At 64.3% G+C, this 14,965-nt stretch carries 12 protein-coding genes and 1 pseudogene; 11 read left to right on the top strand and 2 right to left on the bottom strand.

Going from position 1 to position 14,965, the window contains the following annotated elements; all coding sequences use genetic code 11:
* From FJW07_RS25220 to FJW07_RS25210, 3 genes are all read left to right on the top strand, one after another.
* Positions 1-1,544, top strand: a 1,544-nt coding sequence (locus FJW07_RS25220; RefSeq protein ID WP_210239912.1) for a VCBS domain-containing protein, incomplete at its 5' end; no start/stop codon positions are given.
* A gap of 37 nt (positions 1,545-1,581) precedes the next feature.
* A complete protein-coding gene (locus tag FJW07_RS25215) occupies positions 1,582-3,306 on the top strand; it encodes a type I secretion system permease/ATPase (RefSeq protein ID WP_210239910.1) in 1,725 nt (574 codons plus the stop codon).
* Entirely contained in the window at positions 3,303-4,634 is a 1,332-nt protein-coding gene (locus tag FJW07_RS25210) for an HlyD family type I secretion periplasmic adaptor subunit (protein ID WP_140642521.1), read from the top strand. Before FJW07_RS25215 ends, FJW07_RS25210 begins: the two co-directional genes overlap by 4 nt.
* A gap of 216 nt (positions 4,635-4,850) precedes the next feature.
* Here the strand turns inward: FJW07_RS25210 and FJW07_RS32135 are convergent.
* Positions 4,851-5,108, bottom strand: a pseudogene (locus tag FJW07_RS32135) (cyclic nucleotide-binding domain-containing protein); the annotation flags it as partial.
* 95 nt (positions 5,109-5,203) lie between these two features.
* A complete protein-coding gene (locus FJW07_RS25200; RefSeq protein ID WP_140859188.1) occupies positions 5,204-5,656 on the bottom strand; it encodes a MucR family transcriptional regulator in 453 nt (150 codons plus the stop codon).
* Positions 5,657-6,012: 356 nt separating this feature from the next.
* Between FJW07_RS25200 and FJW07_RS25195 the strand changes: the two genes are divergently transcribed.
* The 8 genes from FJW07_RS25195 (at position 6,013) to nirD (ending at position 14,965) form a co-directional block, all read left to right on the top strand.
* Positions 6,013-6,873 (top strand): DUF6502 family protein, encoded by an 861-nt coding sequence (locus FJW07_RS25195; protein ID WP_181182712.1) that lies wholly within the window; start codon positions 6,013-6,015, stop codon positions 6,871-6,873.
* Positions 6,874-6,905: 32 nt separating this feature from the next.
* Positions 6,906-7,967 carry a DUF5666 domain-containing protein gene (locus FJW07_RS31805; protein WP_181182711.1) on the top strand — a complete coding sequence of 354 codons (1,062 nt, stop codon included), beginning with the start codon at positions 6,906-6,908 and terminating at the stop codon, positions 7,965-7,967.
* Between the two features lie 480 nt (positions 7,968-8,447).
* Positions 8,448-9,050, top strand: coding sequence for an ANTAR domain-containing response regulator (locus tag FJW07_RS25185; protein ID WP_140651304.1), 603 nt, complete (start codon positions 8,448-8,450; stop codon positions 9,048-9,050).
* 2 nt (positions 9,051-9,052) lie between these two features.
* The gene (locus tag FJW07_RS25180; RefSeq protein WP_181182713.1) at positions 9,053-10,279 is read left to right on the top strand and encodes a CmpA/NrtA family ABC transporter substrate-binding protein; all 1,227 of its coding nucleotides are present in this window, start codon (positions 9,053-9,055) and stop codon (positions 10,277-10,279) included.
* Positions 10,280-10,637: 358 nt separating this feature from the next.
* On the top strand, positions 10,638-10,808 hold the full coding sequence (locus FJW07_RS25175) for a twin-arginine translocation signal domain-containing protein (protein ID WP_140859181.1): 171 nt from the start codon (positions 10,638-10,640) through the stop codon (positions 10,806-10,808).
* Positions 10,809-10,860: 52 nt separating this feature from the next.
* Positions 10,861-12,162: a nitrate/nitrite transporter gene (locus FJW07_RS25170; protein ID WP_140859180.1), complete on the top strand. Its 1,302-nt coding sequence runs from the start codon at positions 10,861-10,863 to the stop codon at positions 12,160-12,162.
* Between the two features lie 17 nt (positions 12,163-12,179).
* Complete coding sequence (nirB, locus tag FJW07_RS25165; RefSeq protein ID WP_140859179.1) at positions 12,180-14,630, top strand: nitrite reductase large subunit NirB; 2,451 nt, start codon at positions 12,180-12,182, stop codon at positions 14,628-14,630.
* A 5-nt stretch (positions 14,631-14,635) separates the two neighbouring features.
* Positions 14,636-14,965: a nitrite reductase small subunit NirD gene (gene nirD, locus FJW07_RS25160; protein WP_140859186.1), complete on the top strand. Its 330-nt coding sequence runs from the start codon at positions 14,636-14,638 to the stop codon at positions 14,963-14,965.

Raw genomic sequence — 14,965 nt, 5'->3', positions numbered from 1 at the left:
TGGGCGAGAACGACACCAAGATCGACACCTTCACCGTCACCGCCCTCGACGGCACCACCAAGCAGGTCAGCTTCACCGTCCACGGCGTCAACGACGCGGCGGTGATCGGCACCCCGACGGTGGCCGATGTGACCGAGGACAGCGCCAGTCCGACGCTGACGGCGAGCGGCGCCATCTCGATCAGCGATGCCGACCAGAACCAGTCCTCGTTCCAGACCACGGTCAGCGGCGATGCGGGCAACCTGGGCAGCCTGACGCTGGCCGCCAACGGCTCCTACACCTACTCGGTGGCCAATGCGGCCGTGCAGTATCTGGGCGAGAACGACACCAAGATCGACACCTTCACCGTCACCGCCCTCGACGGCACCACCAAGCAGGTCAGCTTCACCGTCCACGGCGTCAACGACGCGGCGGTGATCACCGGCAACAGCAGCGGTTCCGTGACCGAGGATGCCGTGCTGACCGTCAACGGCGCTCTGACCGTCAACGACCCTGACGCAGGCCAGAACTCGTTCCAGGTGCACAATGGCAGCAATCCGGTTGCTGGTACGTATGGCTCGCTGACCATCGATGCCGGTGGAAACTGGGTCTACACGCTCAACAATGCCGCGGCCAATGTCCAGGCCCTGACCTCTGCCGACCATCCGCACGACCAGATCCATGTATTGTCGGCCGATGGCACGGACCACGTCATCGACATCACGGTGAACGGTGCCGACGAGCCCGTCACCAACCATGCGCCGAGCGCCCCGGTCTTTGTCCCGGGCACGGCCGCGATTGCCGACGGTAACGCTATCGATTTGGGCCATTTCTTCTCGGTGGATCCCGATGCAGGCGATAGCGTGCAATATTCTGCTCTCTTCACGCTCGGATCCGGCTCAGTGAATTCGATCGGTGTCGACACAAACTCCGGCGAACTGACGGCGAGTGTGCCCACTGGACAGCCCGCCTCGGGAACGCTCACAGTCACTGCCACCGACAATCATTCCGCTTCTACGTCGCAAACCTTCAATGTCTGGATCGGCAACGGCAGCAACGGTTCAAACAGCAATGACGTCGGCATTGTTCTCAGCAGCACGAATCCCAACATCGCGGACGGTCGTGCCGGCAACGACGGGCTGACAGGCTCCAGCGGCGTCGACTACATCTTCGGCGGAGGCGACAACGATACGATCAAGGGCCTTGGCGGGGCAGACTGGTTGAGCGGCGGAGCCGGGGATGATCATTTCCGGTTCGAGGCGGTGAGCGATTCAACCCATGCGGCCTTCGACACCATTCTCGATTTCCAGCATTGGACGGGTACGTCGAGTCACGACTTCATCGACTTTGCGAGCGCCCTTGGCCTAACGGCAACCGGCACGGTCTCGGGTGGAAATCTAGCCGCTCATACCGTTGCCTGGCAGAGCGACGGGAGTGGCAACACGATCGTTTATGCCAATACCGGAAGCTCGATCGAGAGTGTGGCGGGCGGAGCCCACATCATCGAAATCCATCTGATGGGCGTCTCCACGCTCACTGCCAACGACTTCACCCTGAGCGTCTGACAATCATGAAAAGTGACAGAGGGCGGCAGATAAGATGATGCAGGACCATTCTGCGCTTAAGCTTGCCCTCTCCCGTTGCCGCGGCGGTTTCGCCGCGGTGGCGGGGTTCAGCTTCTTCATCAACCTGCTCGTACTCTCGACCTCGATCTATATGCTGCAGGTCTATGATCGCGTGCTGACGGGACGCAGCGTGGAAACGCTCGTCTATCTGACGCTGATTACGACGGCGGCGCTGGCTGCAATGGGCGCGCTCGAATTCTTCCGCTCCCGGCTGCTGGTGCAGCTCGGCACCTGGATCGACCGCGTGCTGTCGCCGCAGGTACTTGGCCGCGGGCTTGAGAACGTGTTGCGCGGCTCATCTTACCGCACCGAGGCGCTGCGCGACCTCGCCACGCTGCGCGGCTATCTTGGCGGCGGCGGCATCATGGCGCTGTTCGACGCGCCATGGATGCCGCTCTATCTCGGCTTCATCTTCCTGCTGCATCCCCTGCTCGGACTTCTGGCGCTGGGCGGCGCGATCATCCTGTTCGGCCTCGCCCTTGCCAACAACGCACTGACGGCCAACACGCTCAAACAGGCCAATGCCGCTTCCGCGCGCGCCTACCAGGCGGCGGATGCCGGTTTCCGCAATGCCGAAGTCATCGACGGGATGGGCATGGGCGGGGTGCTCGCCCGGCGTTGGGACGCGGCCAATGCGTCCGTGCTCGCGCTGCAGACGACCGCCAGCGACTGGGCCGGCCTGATCAATGCCTTCACCAAGCCGTTCCGGATGTTCCTGCAGGTCGCGGTGCTGGGGCTCGGCGCCTGGCTGTCGCTGCGCCATGAAGTCTCGCCCGGCGCCATGATCGCGGCCTCGATCATCATGTCGCGCGCGCTCGCGCCGGTCGAGCAGGCTATCGCAACCTGGAAACAGACGACCGCCGCGCGCGAGGCCTGGCGTCGCCTGGACCGGCTGTTCGAGGCTCCGTCGCTGCGCCCCCCGGGGATGGAATTGCCGCGTCCGCAGGGGCGGCTTTCGGTCGAGGCTGTCGCTTACACGCCAGCCGGCGCCAAGGAGCCCGCGCTCAGGAATCTCTCCTTCGCCGTGCCGCCGGGCCAGGTGCTTGCTGTGATTGGCCCGTCTGCGGCCGGCAAGTCGACGCTTGCCCGCCTGATCGTCGGCATGCTGTCGCCGCAGCAAGGCCGGGTTCGGCTCGACGGTGTCGACGTGTTTTCCTGGAACCGAACCGACTTCGGCTCTTATGTCGGCTACCTTCCTCAGGACGTCGAACTCTTTCCCGGCACCATCCGCGAGAACATCGCCCGCATGGAACAAGGCGATCCGGCCGAGATCGTGGCCGCCGCCCAGATGGCGGGCGTGCACGAGATGATCCTCAGACTCCCAAATGGCTATGATACCGAGATCGGCGAACAGGGTTCGGTGCTCTCCGGCGGGCAGCGCCAGCGCATTGGCCTTGCCAGGGCGCTCTACCGCCGTCCGGCGCTGGTGGTGCTGGACGAGCCGAACTCCAATCTCGATGCCGTTGGCGAGGAAGCGCTGAATCAGGCGATTGCCGCGATGAAGGAGGCAGGTTCGACCGTGGTGATCGTCGCCCACCGCCCATCGCTGATGGTGAACGTCGATTGCGTCCTGGTGCTGAACGATGGCCAGCCGCAAATGTTCGGCCCGCGCGATGGCGTGCTTGCGCAACTGCGCCGCCCCGAGCAGCAGTCCGCCCCGCCGCAGGTTCGGGTCGTCAGCTCCGAAAGGACCGGGTCGTGACGGAAGCCGCGCTGTCGCTGAAAATGCCGCCGCCACCGCCCGCCTGGCCGGCGGTAAGCGCCCATGTCTTCGGCGGCCTGACCGTCATCGGCCTGCTGTTCGGTGGCTTCGGCCTCTGGGCAGCCACCGCGCCGCTGACGAGCGCGGCGGTCGCGTCCGGGGTGGTGAAGGTCGACAGCAACCGCAAGACCATACAGCACCTGGAAGGCGGCATCATCCGGGAAATCCTGGTCCGGGAGGGAGACTTGGTCAAGCAGGGTCAGATACTGGTCCGCCTCGACGGGCTCGACGCGGAATCCGACCGCGACGCCGTGCGCGGCGAACTCGATTCCGCGCTCGCCGGCGAAGCCCGCCTGATCGCGCAGCGCGACGGCCTGAAGACAATTCCTTTTTCTGCGGACCTGTCGGCGCGGCAAAGCGACCCCACCGTCGCCGAGGCCATGGCCGGGCAGGAGCGCATCTTCCAGGACCAAGCCAAGGTTCAGGCGTCGGAGGTCGAGGTCTGGCAGCAGCGGATCGCCCAATACCATGCCCAGATGTCGGCGCTCGCCGCGAGAGTTGCGGCCTTCGAGATCCAGTTGCCGTCTCTGCGGGAAGAACTGGCGGACGCCCGCACACTTCTGAAGAAAGGCTATGGGGTGAAGTCCCGCGTGCTCCAGCTCGAACGGCAGGTCATTGCCGCGCAGGGCGAGGCTGACTCGAACCGTGGCAATATAGAAAGCCTGCGGCAGCAGATCGCCGAGGCGGACGCGCAGATCGACAATGGCCGGCTCTCCTATGTCAAGAAGGCCGCCGAGGACCTTCGTGACGTCCAGACCAAACGCTCCGAGCTCGAAAAGGCGCTTCAGAAGACCGACGCGCGCGCGGCGCGCCGGGATGTCGTTGCGCCGGAAGATGGGGCGGTAATGAACCTTCGGTATTTCACGCCGGGCGGCGTTGTGCCCCCCGGCGGGATTATTCTCGATCTGGTTCCCGACCAGGACAAGATGGTGCTGGACGTCAAGATTCAGCCGCTGGATATCGATGTCGTTCGCCCCGGTTTGCCGGCGACGGTGCGGCTCGTCGCCTACAAGCAGAGAACCACGCCCACGGTGAAGGGCGCCCTTACCCGGGTTTCGGCCGACGCCGAGATCGACGAGCGCAGCGGCGCGACGTTTTTCAGGGGGACGGTCGAGGTGAGTGCCGATGAGCTCAAGAACCTCCCACAAGTGAAGCTATATCCGGGAATGCCGGTGGACGTCTCCGTTGTCACCGGCAAGCGAACCCTGCTCGAATATCTCTTTCAGCCGGTCGCCGACAGTTTCGCTCATGCCTTCAAGGAGGAATGAAAAGGCCGCCAGCCTCCAGTTGGCATGGCATTCACGGCTGCAGCTCCATCGTGCGGGCGCCGCGAAGCGGCGGCGCGCGATGGGTTGAGACGACGACGATCCGATCGCTGAAGCGGGCGAGCAGCCGCTCGAGAACGCGCGCTTCCTGCTATCGTCGAGGTGGGCTCGTCGAGCAGCATGAGCGGCTTGGTCGACAGCCAGGCACGGGCGAGATTGATCGGGAGCGAATTGCAGTCTGACGATCTGCTGGCGGCCGTCGGAAAGCGTCTTGGTCAATTTCACGACGCCCGAAAGCACATTCGAGAAACGCTCGACGCTCCTGGAATCGCCCACCAGCTCCTTGCCGGCCTCGGCCTTGTGCCGCTTCGTCGATTTGGCGAGCACCTGGAGCTGCTCGGCGTTGAGCGCTCCGCATATGCCGCGATGCCGCGCCTCGCACGAAGCGCAGAGCACCGGGACGCCTGTCGTGTGAATATCCTCGCGAACGAGGGAACACCTATGGTGTTCCTATCTGCCAGCAACGCTCGTAGCGTCGCAGTCCGCCTGAAACCTGCCGGCCGTCCCGGACCTTACTTCATCCTTCGGCCGAGGCCCATGGATTTGGCCAGTTTCGAACGCGTTGCCGAATAATTTGGCGCTACCATCGGGTAGTTCGAAGGCAGGTTCCACTTCGCTCGATACTGGTCTGGCGTAAGGCCGTATTGGGTCTCGATATGCCGCTTGAGCGATTTGAAGCGCTTGCCGTCTTCCAGGCAGATGATGAATTCCGGCGTGACGGTTTTTTTCGCCCGGGCCACGCCCTTTATCTCGTCCGGCGGGACATCGGGCGACCCAAGTGAGATCAGCTTGATCGAGGCGTATATCTTGCCGATGAAGTCGGGCAGCTCGGCCGCAGGCAGCGGATTGTTCGCAATGTAGGCGGATACAACGCTTGCGGTCAGGGAGACAGTGGGATCTAGGCGTTCGTTGAGCGAGACAAAACCGTCCGAGGAGCTTGAAAAGTCCTTTCCGTTGGTCTCCATGCCGCGATGCGCACGGTCGATGCGGTCGACACTGCCCGCTGGACGGTCGAATCCATCCAGGGCCTTGTTTATGGCCGGCTTCACATAAGGCCTTTTCAACAATGCTCTCCTCTGCCGGTCATACCCTTGCGGCGATCGATGTGAGGTTCTGCCTCGCGATAAATATTGTGGGAAAATTTCACACGTGTCAACCAAGGGAGAGCTGGCGACCAGTGGACATAACGCGCCTTGCGGATTGAGGATGGTGGGTGGACAGGCGGCATGCAGGCCCATCTATTGTGGAAGCATTTCCCACGGGCTATTTTCGGCAGGAATTTTCGGGGCATAGGTGGTTGATTGACGGGTGAAGGACGGCGATGAGCAAATCGGCGGAACAATATCTGGATGCCGCGGGCGTCCAGAGCGCGTTGAACCGGGTGCTTCGCCCGTTGGTGCGATTGGCGATCAAATGCGGGGTGACGTTTCCCACCTTCGTCGACCTGCTTCGGCAGATCTACGTCAACGTGGCGGAGCATGAATTCACGCTGCCCGACAAGCAGCAGACGGACAGCAGGGTAAGCCTTTTGACGGGTGTCCATCGCAAGGAGGTCAGCCGTCTGCGAGGCGCCGGCGCCCCGGTCAGGGTGATACCCGAATCCGTTTCGAGGACGAGCGCGATTGTCGCGCGCTGGCTTGCGGATCCGTTGTTCACCGATGCCAAGGGCGCGCCATTGCCCTTGCCGCGAATGGCCGAGGCCGGAGAGGCGTCGTTCGCGGGCCTCGTGGAGTCGGTGACGCGGGATTTGCGGCCGAGAGCCGTTCTGGACGACTGGCTCGATCGAAAGCTGGTGGAGATCGACGAGGAGGATCGCATCGTCCTGATGGAGGCGGCAATGGCGCCGCGCGACGACGGCGAGGTCAGACTCTATTACTTTGCCCGCAACCTTCAGGACCATGCCGCCGCCGCCGTCGCGAACATCCTGGCGGACAAACCGCCTTTCATCGAGCGGGCCGTCCACTATGACGGGCTCTCGGAAGACCTTGCCAGGTCGCTCGAAGCCTACAGCCGCAAGATCGCGATGGAGACACTTATCCAGCTCAACAAGCATGCGAACCAGGCGGTGAAAAGCGATCCCGGCGGGACAAGCCGTTGGAATTGCGGCGTCTACATCCTCACCTCCGACGGTGCATCGTTTGCCGGCGAAGAATCCTCCAAGCCTGCCGGCGGAGACGCTTGATGCACTGGAGGTTGACGAGGCGGAGTTTTCTGATGCTCGGCGCCGCCTTTCCGGCGGCGTTGCCCAGTTCAATCGCAACGGCGACGGATACGTCGAGCGACCGGGGTATCGGCGGCACCGGGTGGACGGCGGGAACGGAGAGCGATCACGGCATCGGCGGCACCGGCATAGTGGGCACCATACAGCGCTTCGGCAGCATCTTCGTCAACGATGTGCGCGTCGCCTACGGTCCGGACGTGCCCGTTTGGATAGACGGCGTCGCAGCCACCACAGGCAGCCTCAAGGTGGGACATGTTGTCCGCGTGGCCGTGACACGGGATGCGGATCGCGTCTTCACGCGTGAAATCCACGTCACCAGCGAGGTCGTCGGGCCTGTCGAACGCGCAAGTCGCGGTTCGATCCTGGTTCTGGGACAGAGCGTGGACACCAGCCGCGTTGCGGGAATGCCGACGGTCAAGAAGGGGGATATCGTGGCCGTTCAAGGCATCCGGCGGCCAGACGGGAAGATCGTTGCAAGCTTGATAGAGACCAGACCGTCCGGGACGCCTTACCTTGTGCGCGGCCTTGCGGTCGTGAGGTCGGGCTCACTGCTGGTGGGACGACTGAGCCTCGGCCCAAGGTCGCTGCAGCTTGCGAACCGCCGCGTCGAACTGTTCCTGGCCAAGGCCAGCGGCGGCTACAGGGTGTTGCGCATCGAGGCGGAGGTTCCGGTTCCACAGGCCGATGCCGCGAACGTGCTGTATGAGACCTTCCTGCGGCGCCAGGGACCTCGGCTGGTATCGGGTCTGGGGGTCTCGATCGACGACCAAGGCGACGATTCGAAATCGACAGCTGTCGTCCACGCGTTCCTTGCCGTCGGGTTCGACCGGGCGGGCAACATCGTATCGGCCTCGCGCCAGGCGAATTCCGGCATGCGGCCGCAAGGCCCGTCCGGCATGCCTGGTCAGCCGCCTGGTTCAGGTCCGCCAAAAGGCCCAGGCGGTCCAGAGGCTCCCGGTGGTGCACCCAATGGCGAATCGGTTGGGCCTGGAGGGCCCGGAGGGCCGGGTGGGCCGAGCGGCCCCGGTGGACCGGGGGGTCCAGGCGCTCCCTGAGGTCCCGCACGAGGACCTAGCAGGCTGTTGCCGCCGGCAAGGCCGAACGCTTCGCGGTGCAGGCTGCCCCGCTGCTCGAAAACACGCTGTCTCGCGATGACGATAGATCCGGCCGGCCTGTCTCTTGCGAGGGACAGGCCGGCCGGCGCAGTCGCACTGGGCTCTTTTACCGGGGTGGGTGTTTCGAGCCTTTTCGTTACGGCTGCTCTTCCGCGGATCATGCGGGGGGCAGGTGATCCGTGGAAATTCAGTCCGGGCCTGCGAGAGCAGGTCCGATCGAAGCAGCCTTGATCGACGACCAAATACCTGTGGGAAAATTACCCACATGTCAAGCGACTCGTTGGCCGACCGCCCCCTGGCGGGCGATTTCATGTTCGCCCGGGGCGATGCTCAGGTTGCTTACCCCTGGTAAGGCCCGGATCGCGGCCTTCCCGCCGACTACCGCATTGCACAAATCCGGCCTACCTGCACAATAGGCGCATGTCCGCCGGTTCGTTGACCATCCTTGTTATCGACGAGAACCGCATCCGTGCCTCGATCATCGAGGCCGGATTGCGGGATGCCGGCCATCGGCATGTGACGGTGATCCATGATGTGGCCGGCATAGCCCGGCGCATCGCCGAGATCGAGCCGGACGTCATCGTCATCGACCTCGAAAACCCCAACCGCGACATGCTGGAGAACATGTTCCAGCTTTCGCGCGCGGTGAAGCGGCCGATCGCCATGTTCGTCGACCGCTCGGATCAGGCTTCGATCGAGGCGGCCGTTGACGCCGGCGTGTCGGCCTATGTGGTCGACGGGCTGAAAAAAGAACGCATCAAGCCGATCCTCGACATGGCGATCAGCCGCTTCAACGCCTTCTCGCGCATGGCGCGCGAACTGGAGGAGGCGCGCAGCGAGCTCGAGAACCGCAAGGTCATCGACCGGGCCAAGGGGATCTTGATGAAGTCGCGGGGCCTAAGCGAAGAGGCGGCCTATGCGCTGCTGCGCAAGACCGCGATGAACCAGAACCGCAAGATCGCCGACATCGCCCAGAGCCTGGTGACGGCTGCGGGATTGCTGGGGCCTCTGGAGGGCGAATGAGCATGTCGGTAGCGCATCAGATCACCGCCGGCTTCATGCCGCTTTTCGACAGCGCCGTCCTGGTCGCAGCCGGCGAGATAGGCTTTGCCGCGCGCGAGGGCATCGAGCTCAAGCTGCAACGCGAGACTTCCTGGGCCAACATCCGCGACCGCATTGCCATCGGCCATTTCGATGTCGCGCATATGCTGGGGCCGATGCCGCTCGCCTGCAGCCTTGGCCTAACGCCGCTTGCCTCCGAAACCATCGTGCCGTTCTCGCTCGGCCTCGGCGGCAATTGCGTCACCGTCTCCAACGCCGTGTGGGAAGGCATGGCGGCGCATGGCGCGGCGCCTGACCTCGATCCCGCCCGCGCCGGGGCGGCGCTCGGCGCGCTGATCCGCGAGCGGATGGGCGCCGTTCGCGAGCCGCTGCGCTTCGCCGTCGTCCACCCGCATTCCGGGCATAATTACGAATTGCGCTACTGGCTTGCCGCCTGCGGCATCGATCCGGACCGTGACATCGAAATCGTCATCGTGCCGCCGCCCTTCATGGCCGACGCTTTAGCCGCCGGCCGCATCGACGGCTATTGCGTCGGCGAGCCCTGGAACAGCGCCGCCGTCGCGGCGGGCACCGGCCACATCGTCACCGTCAAGGCGCTGCTGTGGCGCAACAGCCCGGAAAAGGTCATCGGTGCCCGCAGGGCTTGGGCTGAGGAAAACCCGGAGGCGCTAGCCGCCCTGCTCAGGGCGCTGCATCATTCCGCCCGCTGGTGCCAGGATCCGGCGAACCGCGGCGAACTGGCCGCGCTGATGGCAAGGCCAGCCTTCCTCGGGCAGCCGGAGACGATCCAGATGCCGGCGCTCACCGGACGCCTTCAACTCGGCGGCGGCGCGGAACGGCGCGTCGAGGATTTCTTCCTGCCTTTCGACAAGGCGGCCAATTTTCCCTGGAAGAGCCATGCGCTGTGGTTCTACACGCAGATGGTGCGCTGGGGGCAGTTGCCGCACACGCCGCAGAACCTGGCCATCGCCCGCGACTGCTACCGGCCCGACCTCTATCGATCGGCGCTGAAGCCGCTTGGCGTCGCGCTGCCCGGCGCCAATGCCAAGGTCGAGGGCGCATTGAAGGTCGCGACGCCGGTCGGCTCGGCGGGGGCCAGTCTGATCCTTGGCCCCGATGGATTCTTCGACGGCCAAATCTTCGATCCGGACCGGATCGACGCCTATATTGACGGCCAGAAGCGAGCTTGATTATTTGCGCGCCATTCTTGTGCATTGCACAAAATTTATGCGGTGTTGTCGCGCCATTGATCAATGTTTGACCGCGAACATGTTTGGCACGATCGCCGACTGGCGTTCATACCGCTTTGATTTTCCACAGAATTCAGCTTCTTCGTAGAACTGGCACGCTTCGTGCTTTGAAATAGCCGAGCCCCTCGCGGGCAATGGAACAGGCGTCCAATGGCGGGCGCCACAGGCAAAGCTGCCGCTCAGGTCACCACGCGATCCCGGATGTACGGACGCGAGAGGGCCTGGACGGCAGCTTTTTTGTTTTGGCGACACGCAATCGACGGCGCTGGCCCCAAGCAGCGCCCAACGGGAGACGACGATGACGAGATGGATCGGAACGACATCCCTCAAGGATTTCACCCGCCGCGATTTCCTGGCGAGCAGCGCGCTGACGGCGGTGCTGTTCATCGCCGCGCTGCTCTTGTTTCCCGCCAGCCACGAAGCCGAAGGCAAGGGTCCGCAAGTGACCGCGCAAGCCCCGTCGCGCTGACCATGATCAACACCACACGCGGCGCCTTCCTCGCTGCAAACCGGAGCTAGCCATGACCGCAAATCTCCCAGCCGCGCCCAGCCAGGACAGTGCTTCCCAGCAGGCGCTTACCATGTCCACCATCGCCTTCACTGTCTGCTTCGCGGTGTGGACGATCTTTTCCATCATCGGCGTTCGCATCAAGCAGGAGCTTGGGCTCAACGAGACCGAGTTCGGCCTGCTGGTCGGCACGCCGATCCTGACGGGCTCGCTCGTGCGCATGGTGCTCGGCGTCTGGACCGACCGCTATGGCGGGCGCCTGGTCTACACAGCGACCATGCTCGCGGCCGCGGTCGCGACCTTCCTGCTCGCTTTCGCGCACACCTACGGGCAGATGCTGCTGGCCGCGCTCGGCGTCGGGCTCGCGGGCGGCTCCTTCGCCGTTGGCGTCGCCTATGTCTCGCGCTTCTTTCCAGCCGGAAAACAAGGCACGGCGCTCGGCATCTTCGGTGTCGGCAATGTCGGCGCCGCGGTCACCAAGTTCCTGGCGCCGTTCGTGCTCTTGTCCTGGGGATGGCAGTCGGTGGCGCTGATCTGGGCGGCGGCGCTGGTCGTCATGGCCATCGTCTTCTGGTTCACGACCGACGACGATCCGGTCATCCGCGAGCGCCGCGCCGGTAAGGTGGCGCCGGCAAGAAGCTTCTGGCAGGAATTCGCGCCGCTGAAGAACCTGCGGGTCTGGCGCTTGGCCTTCTACTACTTCTTTTCCTTCGGCGCGTTCGTGGCGCTGTCGCTCTGGCTGCCGCGTTACCTAATCGGCGTCTACGGCTTCGGCATCGCCACCGCCGGCATGATCGGCGCGGCCTACTCCATCCCCGCCAGCATCTTCCGCGCCTATGGCGGCGTGCTTTCCGACCGCATCGGCGCCCGCACCGTGCTCTACTGCACCTTCAGCGTCTGTGCCGTCGCGACGCTCGTTCTGTCTCTCCCCTCGGCAGACTATGTCGTGCGCGGCATCGGCGGGCCGATCCCCTTCCACTTCGAGATCGGCCCGCTCGCCTTCATCGCCGTCGCTTCCGTGCTCGGCTTCTTCATGAGCCTCGGCAAGGCCGCCGTCTACAAGCACATCCCGGCCTATTATCCGCAGAGCGTCGGCGCTGTCGGCGGCGTGGTCGGCATGATCGGCGGGCTCGGCGGTTTCATCCTGCCGATCGCCTTCGGCGCGCTGAATGACCTCACCGGCGTCTGGTCGAGCTGCTTCATGCTTCTGTTCCTGATCGTCAGCTCGTGCCTGCTCTGGATGCACGTCACCATCCGTCGGATGGAGCGCGCGGCCGCCGTCAAGACATCGTCCCTTTCCTACGCCGCCGAATAGATCGGAGCAGACCGGACATGAGCGAAAAACTCGTCATCATCGGCAACGGCATGGCGCCCGGCAGGATGCTGGAGCACCTGCTGGAGGCAGCGCCGGACCGTTACGCCGTCACCATCTTCAACGCCGAGCCGCGCGTGAACTACGACCGCATCATGCTGTCGCCGGTGCTGTCGGGCGAGAAGGCGTTCGAGGAGATCGTCATCCATGGCGACGGCTGGTACATCAAGCACGGCATCACGCTCTACAAGGGCCACAAGATTGTCGCCATCGACCGTGAGGCCAAGACCGTCACCTCGGACCATGGCGTGACCGAAAGCTATGACCGGCTGGTCATCGCTACCGGCTCGGTGCCCTTCATCATTCCGGTGCCCGGCAAGGAATTGCCGGGCGTGCTCAGCTATCGCGACCTCGACGACGTCAATGCCATGCTGCTTGCCGCGCAGTCGCGCGCCAAGGCAATCGTCATCGGCGGCGGCCTGCTTGGGCTCGAAGCCGCGGCGGGGCTTAAAGAACGCGGCATGGACGTCACCGTGCTGCACGTCATGCCGACGCTGATGGAGCGCCAGCTCGATCCGGCCGCCGGCTACCTGCTGCAGAAGGCCGTCGAGGCGCGCGGCATCAAGGTCATGACCAAGGCCAACACCAAGGCCATCGTCGGCAACGGCAAGGTCGAGGGCGTAGAACTGATGGATGGCACGGTCATCCCGGCAACGCTGGTTGTGATGGCGGTCGGCATCCGGCCCAGCACCACGCTCGCCAAGGAGGCCGGGCTGGAGGTCAATCGCGGCATCGTCGTCGACGACCGCATGCGGACTTCCGATCCGGCGATCATGGCGCTCGGCGAATGCGCCGAGGTCGGCGGCCATGTCTACGGGCTGGTCGCGCCGCTCTACGAGATGGCCCGCGTCGCGGCCGCCGGGCTGGCGGATGGCGAGGACAGGCGCTTCGTCCACTCCGACACTCCGACCAAGCTCAAGGTCACCGGCATCGACCTCTATTCGCTCGGCGATTTCGCCGATGGCGAGGATCGCGAAGAGATCATCCTGCGCGACGCGTCCGCCGGCATCTACAAGCGCGTCGTGCTGCAGGACAACCGCATCATCGGCACGGTGCTGTTCGGCGAGACGGGCGACGGCGCCTGGTTCAACGACCTCAAGAAGAAGGCGACCGACATTTCGGAGATGCGCGACACGCTGATCTTCGGCCAGGCGTTCCAGGGAGGCGTTTCCTCGGACCCTTTGGCGGCCGTTGCGGCACTGGCGGATGATGCGGAAATCTGCGGCTGCAACGGCGTCTGCAAGGGAAAGATCACCGGCGCGATCACCGGCAAGGGGCTGACCGGTCTCGACGACGTGCGCGCCCACACCAAGGCCTCGGCTTCGTGCGGCTCGTGCACGGGTCTCGTCGAGCAATTGCTGAAGCTCACGCTGGGCGAAGCCTACAATCCGGCGACGGTGCAGCCCATGTGCGGCTGCACTAGCCTCGGCCATGACGATGTGCGGCGCCTGATCAAGGCAAAGGGACTGAAGACGATCCCCGCCGTCATGCAGGAGCTCGAATGGAAGACCTCCTGCGGCTGCGCCAAGTGCCGACCGGCGCTGAACTACTATCTCGTCTGCGACTGGCCTGACCAATATGCCGACGACTACCAGTCGCGCTTCATCAACGAGCGCGTGCACGCCAACATCCAGAAGGACGGCACCTATTCGGTGGTGCCGCGCATGTGGGGCGGCGTCACCAGCGCCGGCGAATTGCGCGCCATCGCCGACGTGGTCGACAAGTTCGATATCCCGATGGTCAAGGTCACCGGCGGCCAGCGCATCGATATGCTTGGCATCCGCAAGGAAGACCTGCCGGCGGTATGGGCCGATCTCGGCAAGGCCGGCTTCGTCTCCGGCCATGCCTACGCCAAGGGCCTGCGCACCGTGAAGACCTGTGTCGGTTCCGACTGGTGCCGTTTCGGCACGCAGGATTCGACCGGCCTCGGCATCCGCATCGAAAAATTCATGTGGGGCTCGTGGACACCGGCCAAGGTGAAGATGGCGGTGTCGGGATGCCCGCGCAACTGCGCGGAAGCGACCTGCAAGGATGTCGGCGTGGTCTGCGTCGACTCCGGCTACGAGATCCATTTCGCCGGGGCCGCCGGCCTCGATATCAAGGGCACCGAAGTGCTCGGTCTGGTCAAGACCGAGGACGAGGCGCTGGAGGTGATCGTGGCGCTTGTCCAGATGTATCGCGAGCAGGCCCGCTATCTGGAGCGCATCTACAAATGGGCCAAACGCGTCGGCACCGCCGAGATCAAGAAGCAGATCCTGGACGATGCAGAGCGCCGCAGGACGCTCTTCGACCGCTTCGTCTTCAGCCAGAAATTCGCGCAGGTCGATCCGTGGTCGGAGCGCGTCTCCGGCAAGGACAAGCATGAGTTCCGGCCGATGGCTTCGGTCGGGTTTGTGGAGGCGGCGGAATGACCAACATGAACTGGATCGCCATCGGCACCATCGCCGACATTCCGCCACGCGGCGCGCGTTGCGTCGTCACGCCGCAAGGCAAGATTGCCGTCTTCCGCACGGCGGACGACCAGGTCTTCGCCATCGACGACCATTGCCCGCACAAGGGAGGACCGCTCAGCCAGGGCATCGTCCATGGCGCGGCGGTGACTTGCCCGCTGCACAATTGGGTGATCTCGCTGGAGACCGGCAAGGCGCTCGGCGCCGACGAGGGCTCGGTGAGGACAATCCCGGTCAGGATAGAGGGCGAACGGCTGTTCATCGCGCTTGCAGCGCTGGCCTCGAAAGCGGCCTGA

The organism is Mesorhizobium sp. B3-1-9, from assembly GCF_006439595.1.
Lineage (GTDB): Bacteria > Pseudomonadota > Alphaproteobacteria > Rhizobiales > Rhizobiaceae > Mesorhizobium.
This window is presented reverse-complemented; position numbering and strand designations above follow the sequence as displayed.

Excerpts from the sequence above, each read along its gene's own strand:
- FJW07_RS25215 (WP_210239910.1), top strand. The coding sequence starts at position 1,582 with ATGCAGGACCATTCTGCGCTTAAGCTTGCCCTCTCCCGTTGCCGCGGC.
- FJW07_RS25200 (WP_140859188.1), bottom strand. The coding sequence starts at position 5,656 with ATGGAGACCAACGGAAAGGACTTTTCAAGCTCCTCGGACGGTTTTGTC.
- FJW07_RS25195 (WP_181182712.1), top strand. The coding sequence starts at position 6,013 with ATGAGCAAATCGGCGGAACAATATCTGGATGCCGCGGGCGTCCAGAGC.
- FJW07_RS31805 (WP_181182711.1), top strand. The coding sequence starts at position 6,906 with ATGCTCGGCGCCGCCTTTCCGGCGGCGTTGCCCAGTTCAATCGCAACG.
- FJW07_RS25185 (WP_140651304.1), top strand. The coding sequence starts at position 8,448 with ATGTCCGCCGGTTCGTTGACCATCCTTGTTATCGACGAGAACCGCATC.
- FJW07_RS25180 (WP_181182713.1), top strand. The coding sequence starts at position 9,053 with ATGTCGGTAGCGCATCAGATCACCGCCGGCTTCATGCCGCTTTTCGAC.
- FJW07_RS25175 (WP_140859181.1), top strand. The coding sequence starts at position 10,638 with ATGACGAGATGGATCGGAACGACATCCCTCAAGGATTTCACCCGCCGC.
- FJW07_RS25170 (WP_140859180.1), top strand. The coding sequence starts at position 10,861 with ATGACCGCAAATCTCCCAGCCGCGCCCAGCCAGGACAGTGCTTCCCAG.
- nirB (WP_140859179.1), top strand. The coding sequence starts at position 12,180 with ATGAGCGAAAAACTCGTCATCATCGGCAACGGCATGGCGCCCGGCAGG.
- nirD (WP_140859186.1), top strand. The coding sequence starts at position 14,636 with ATGAACTGGATCGCCATCGGCACCATCGCCGACATTCCGCCACGCGGC.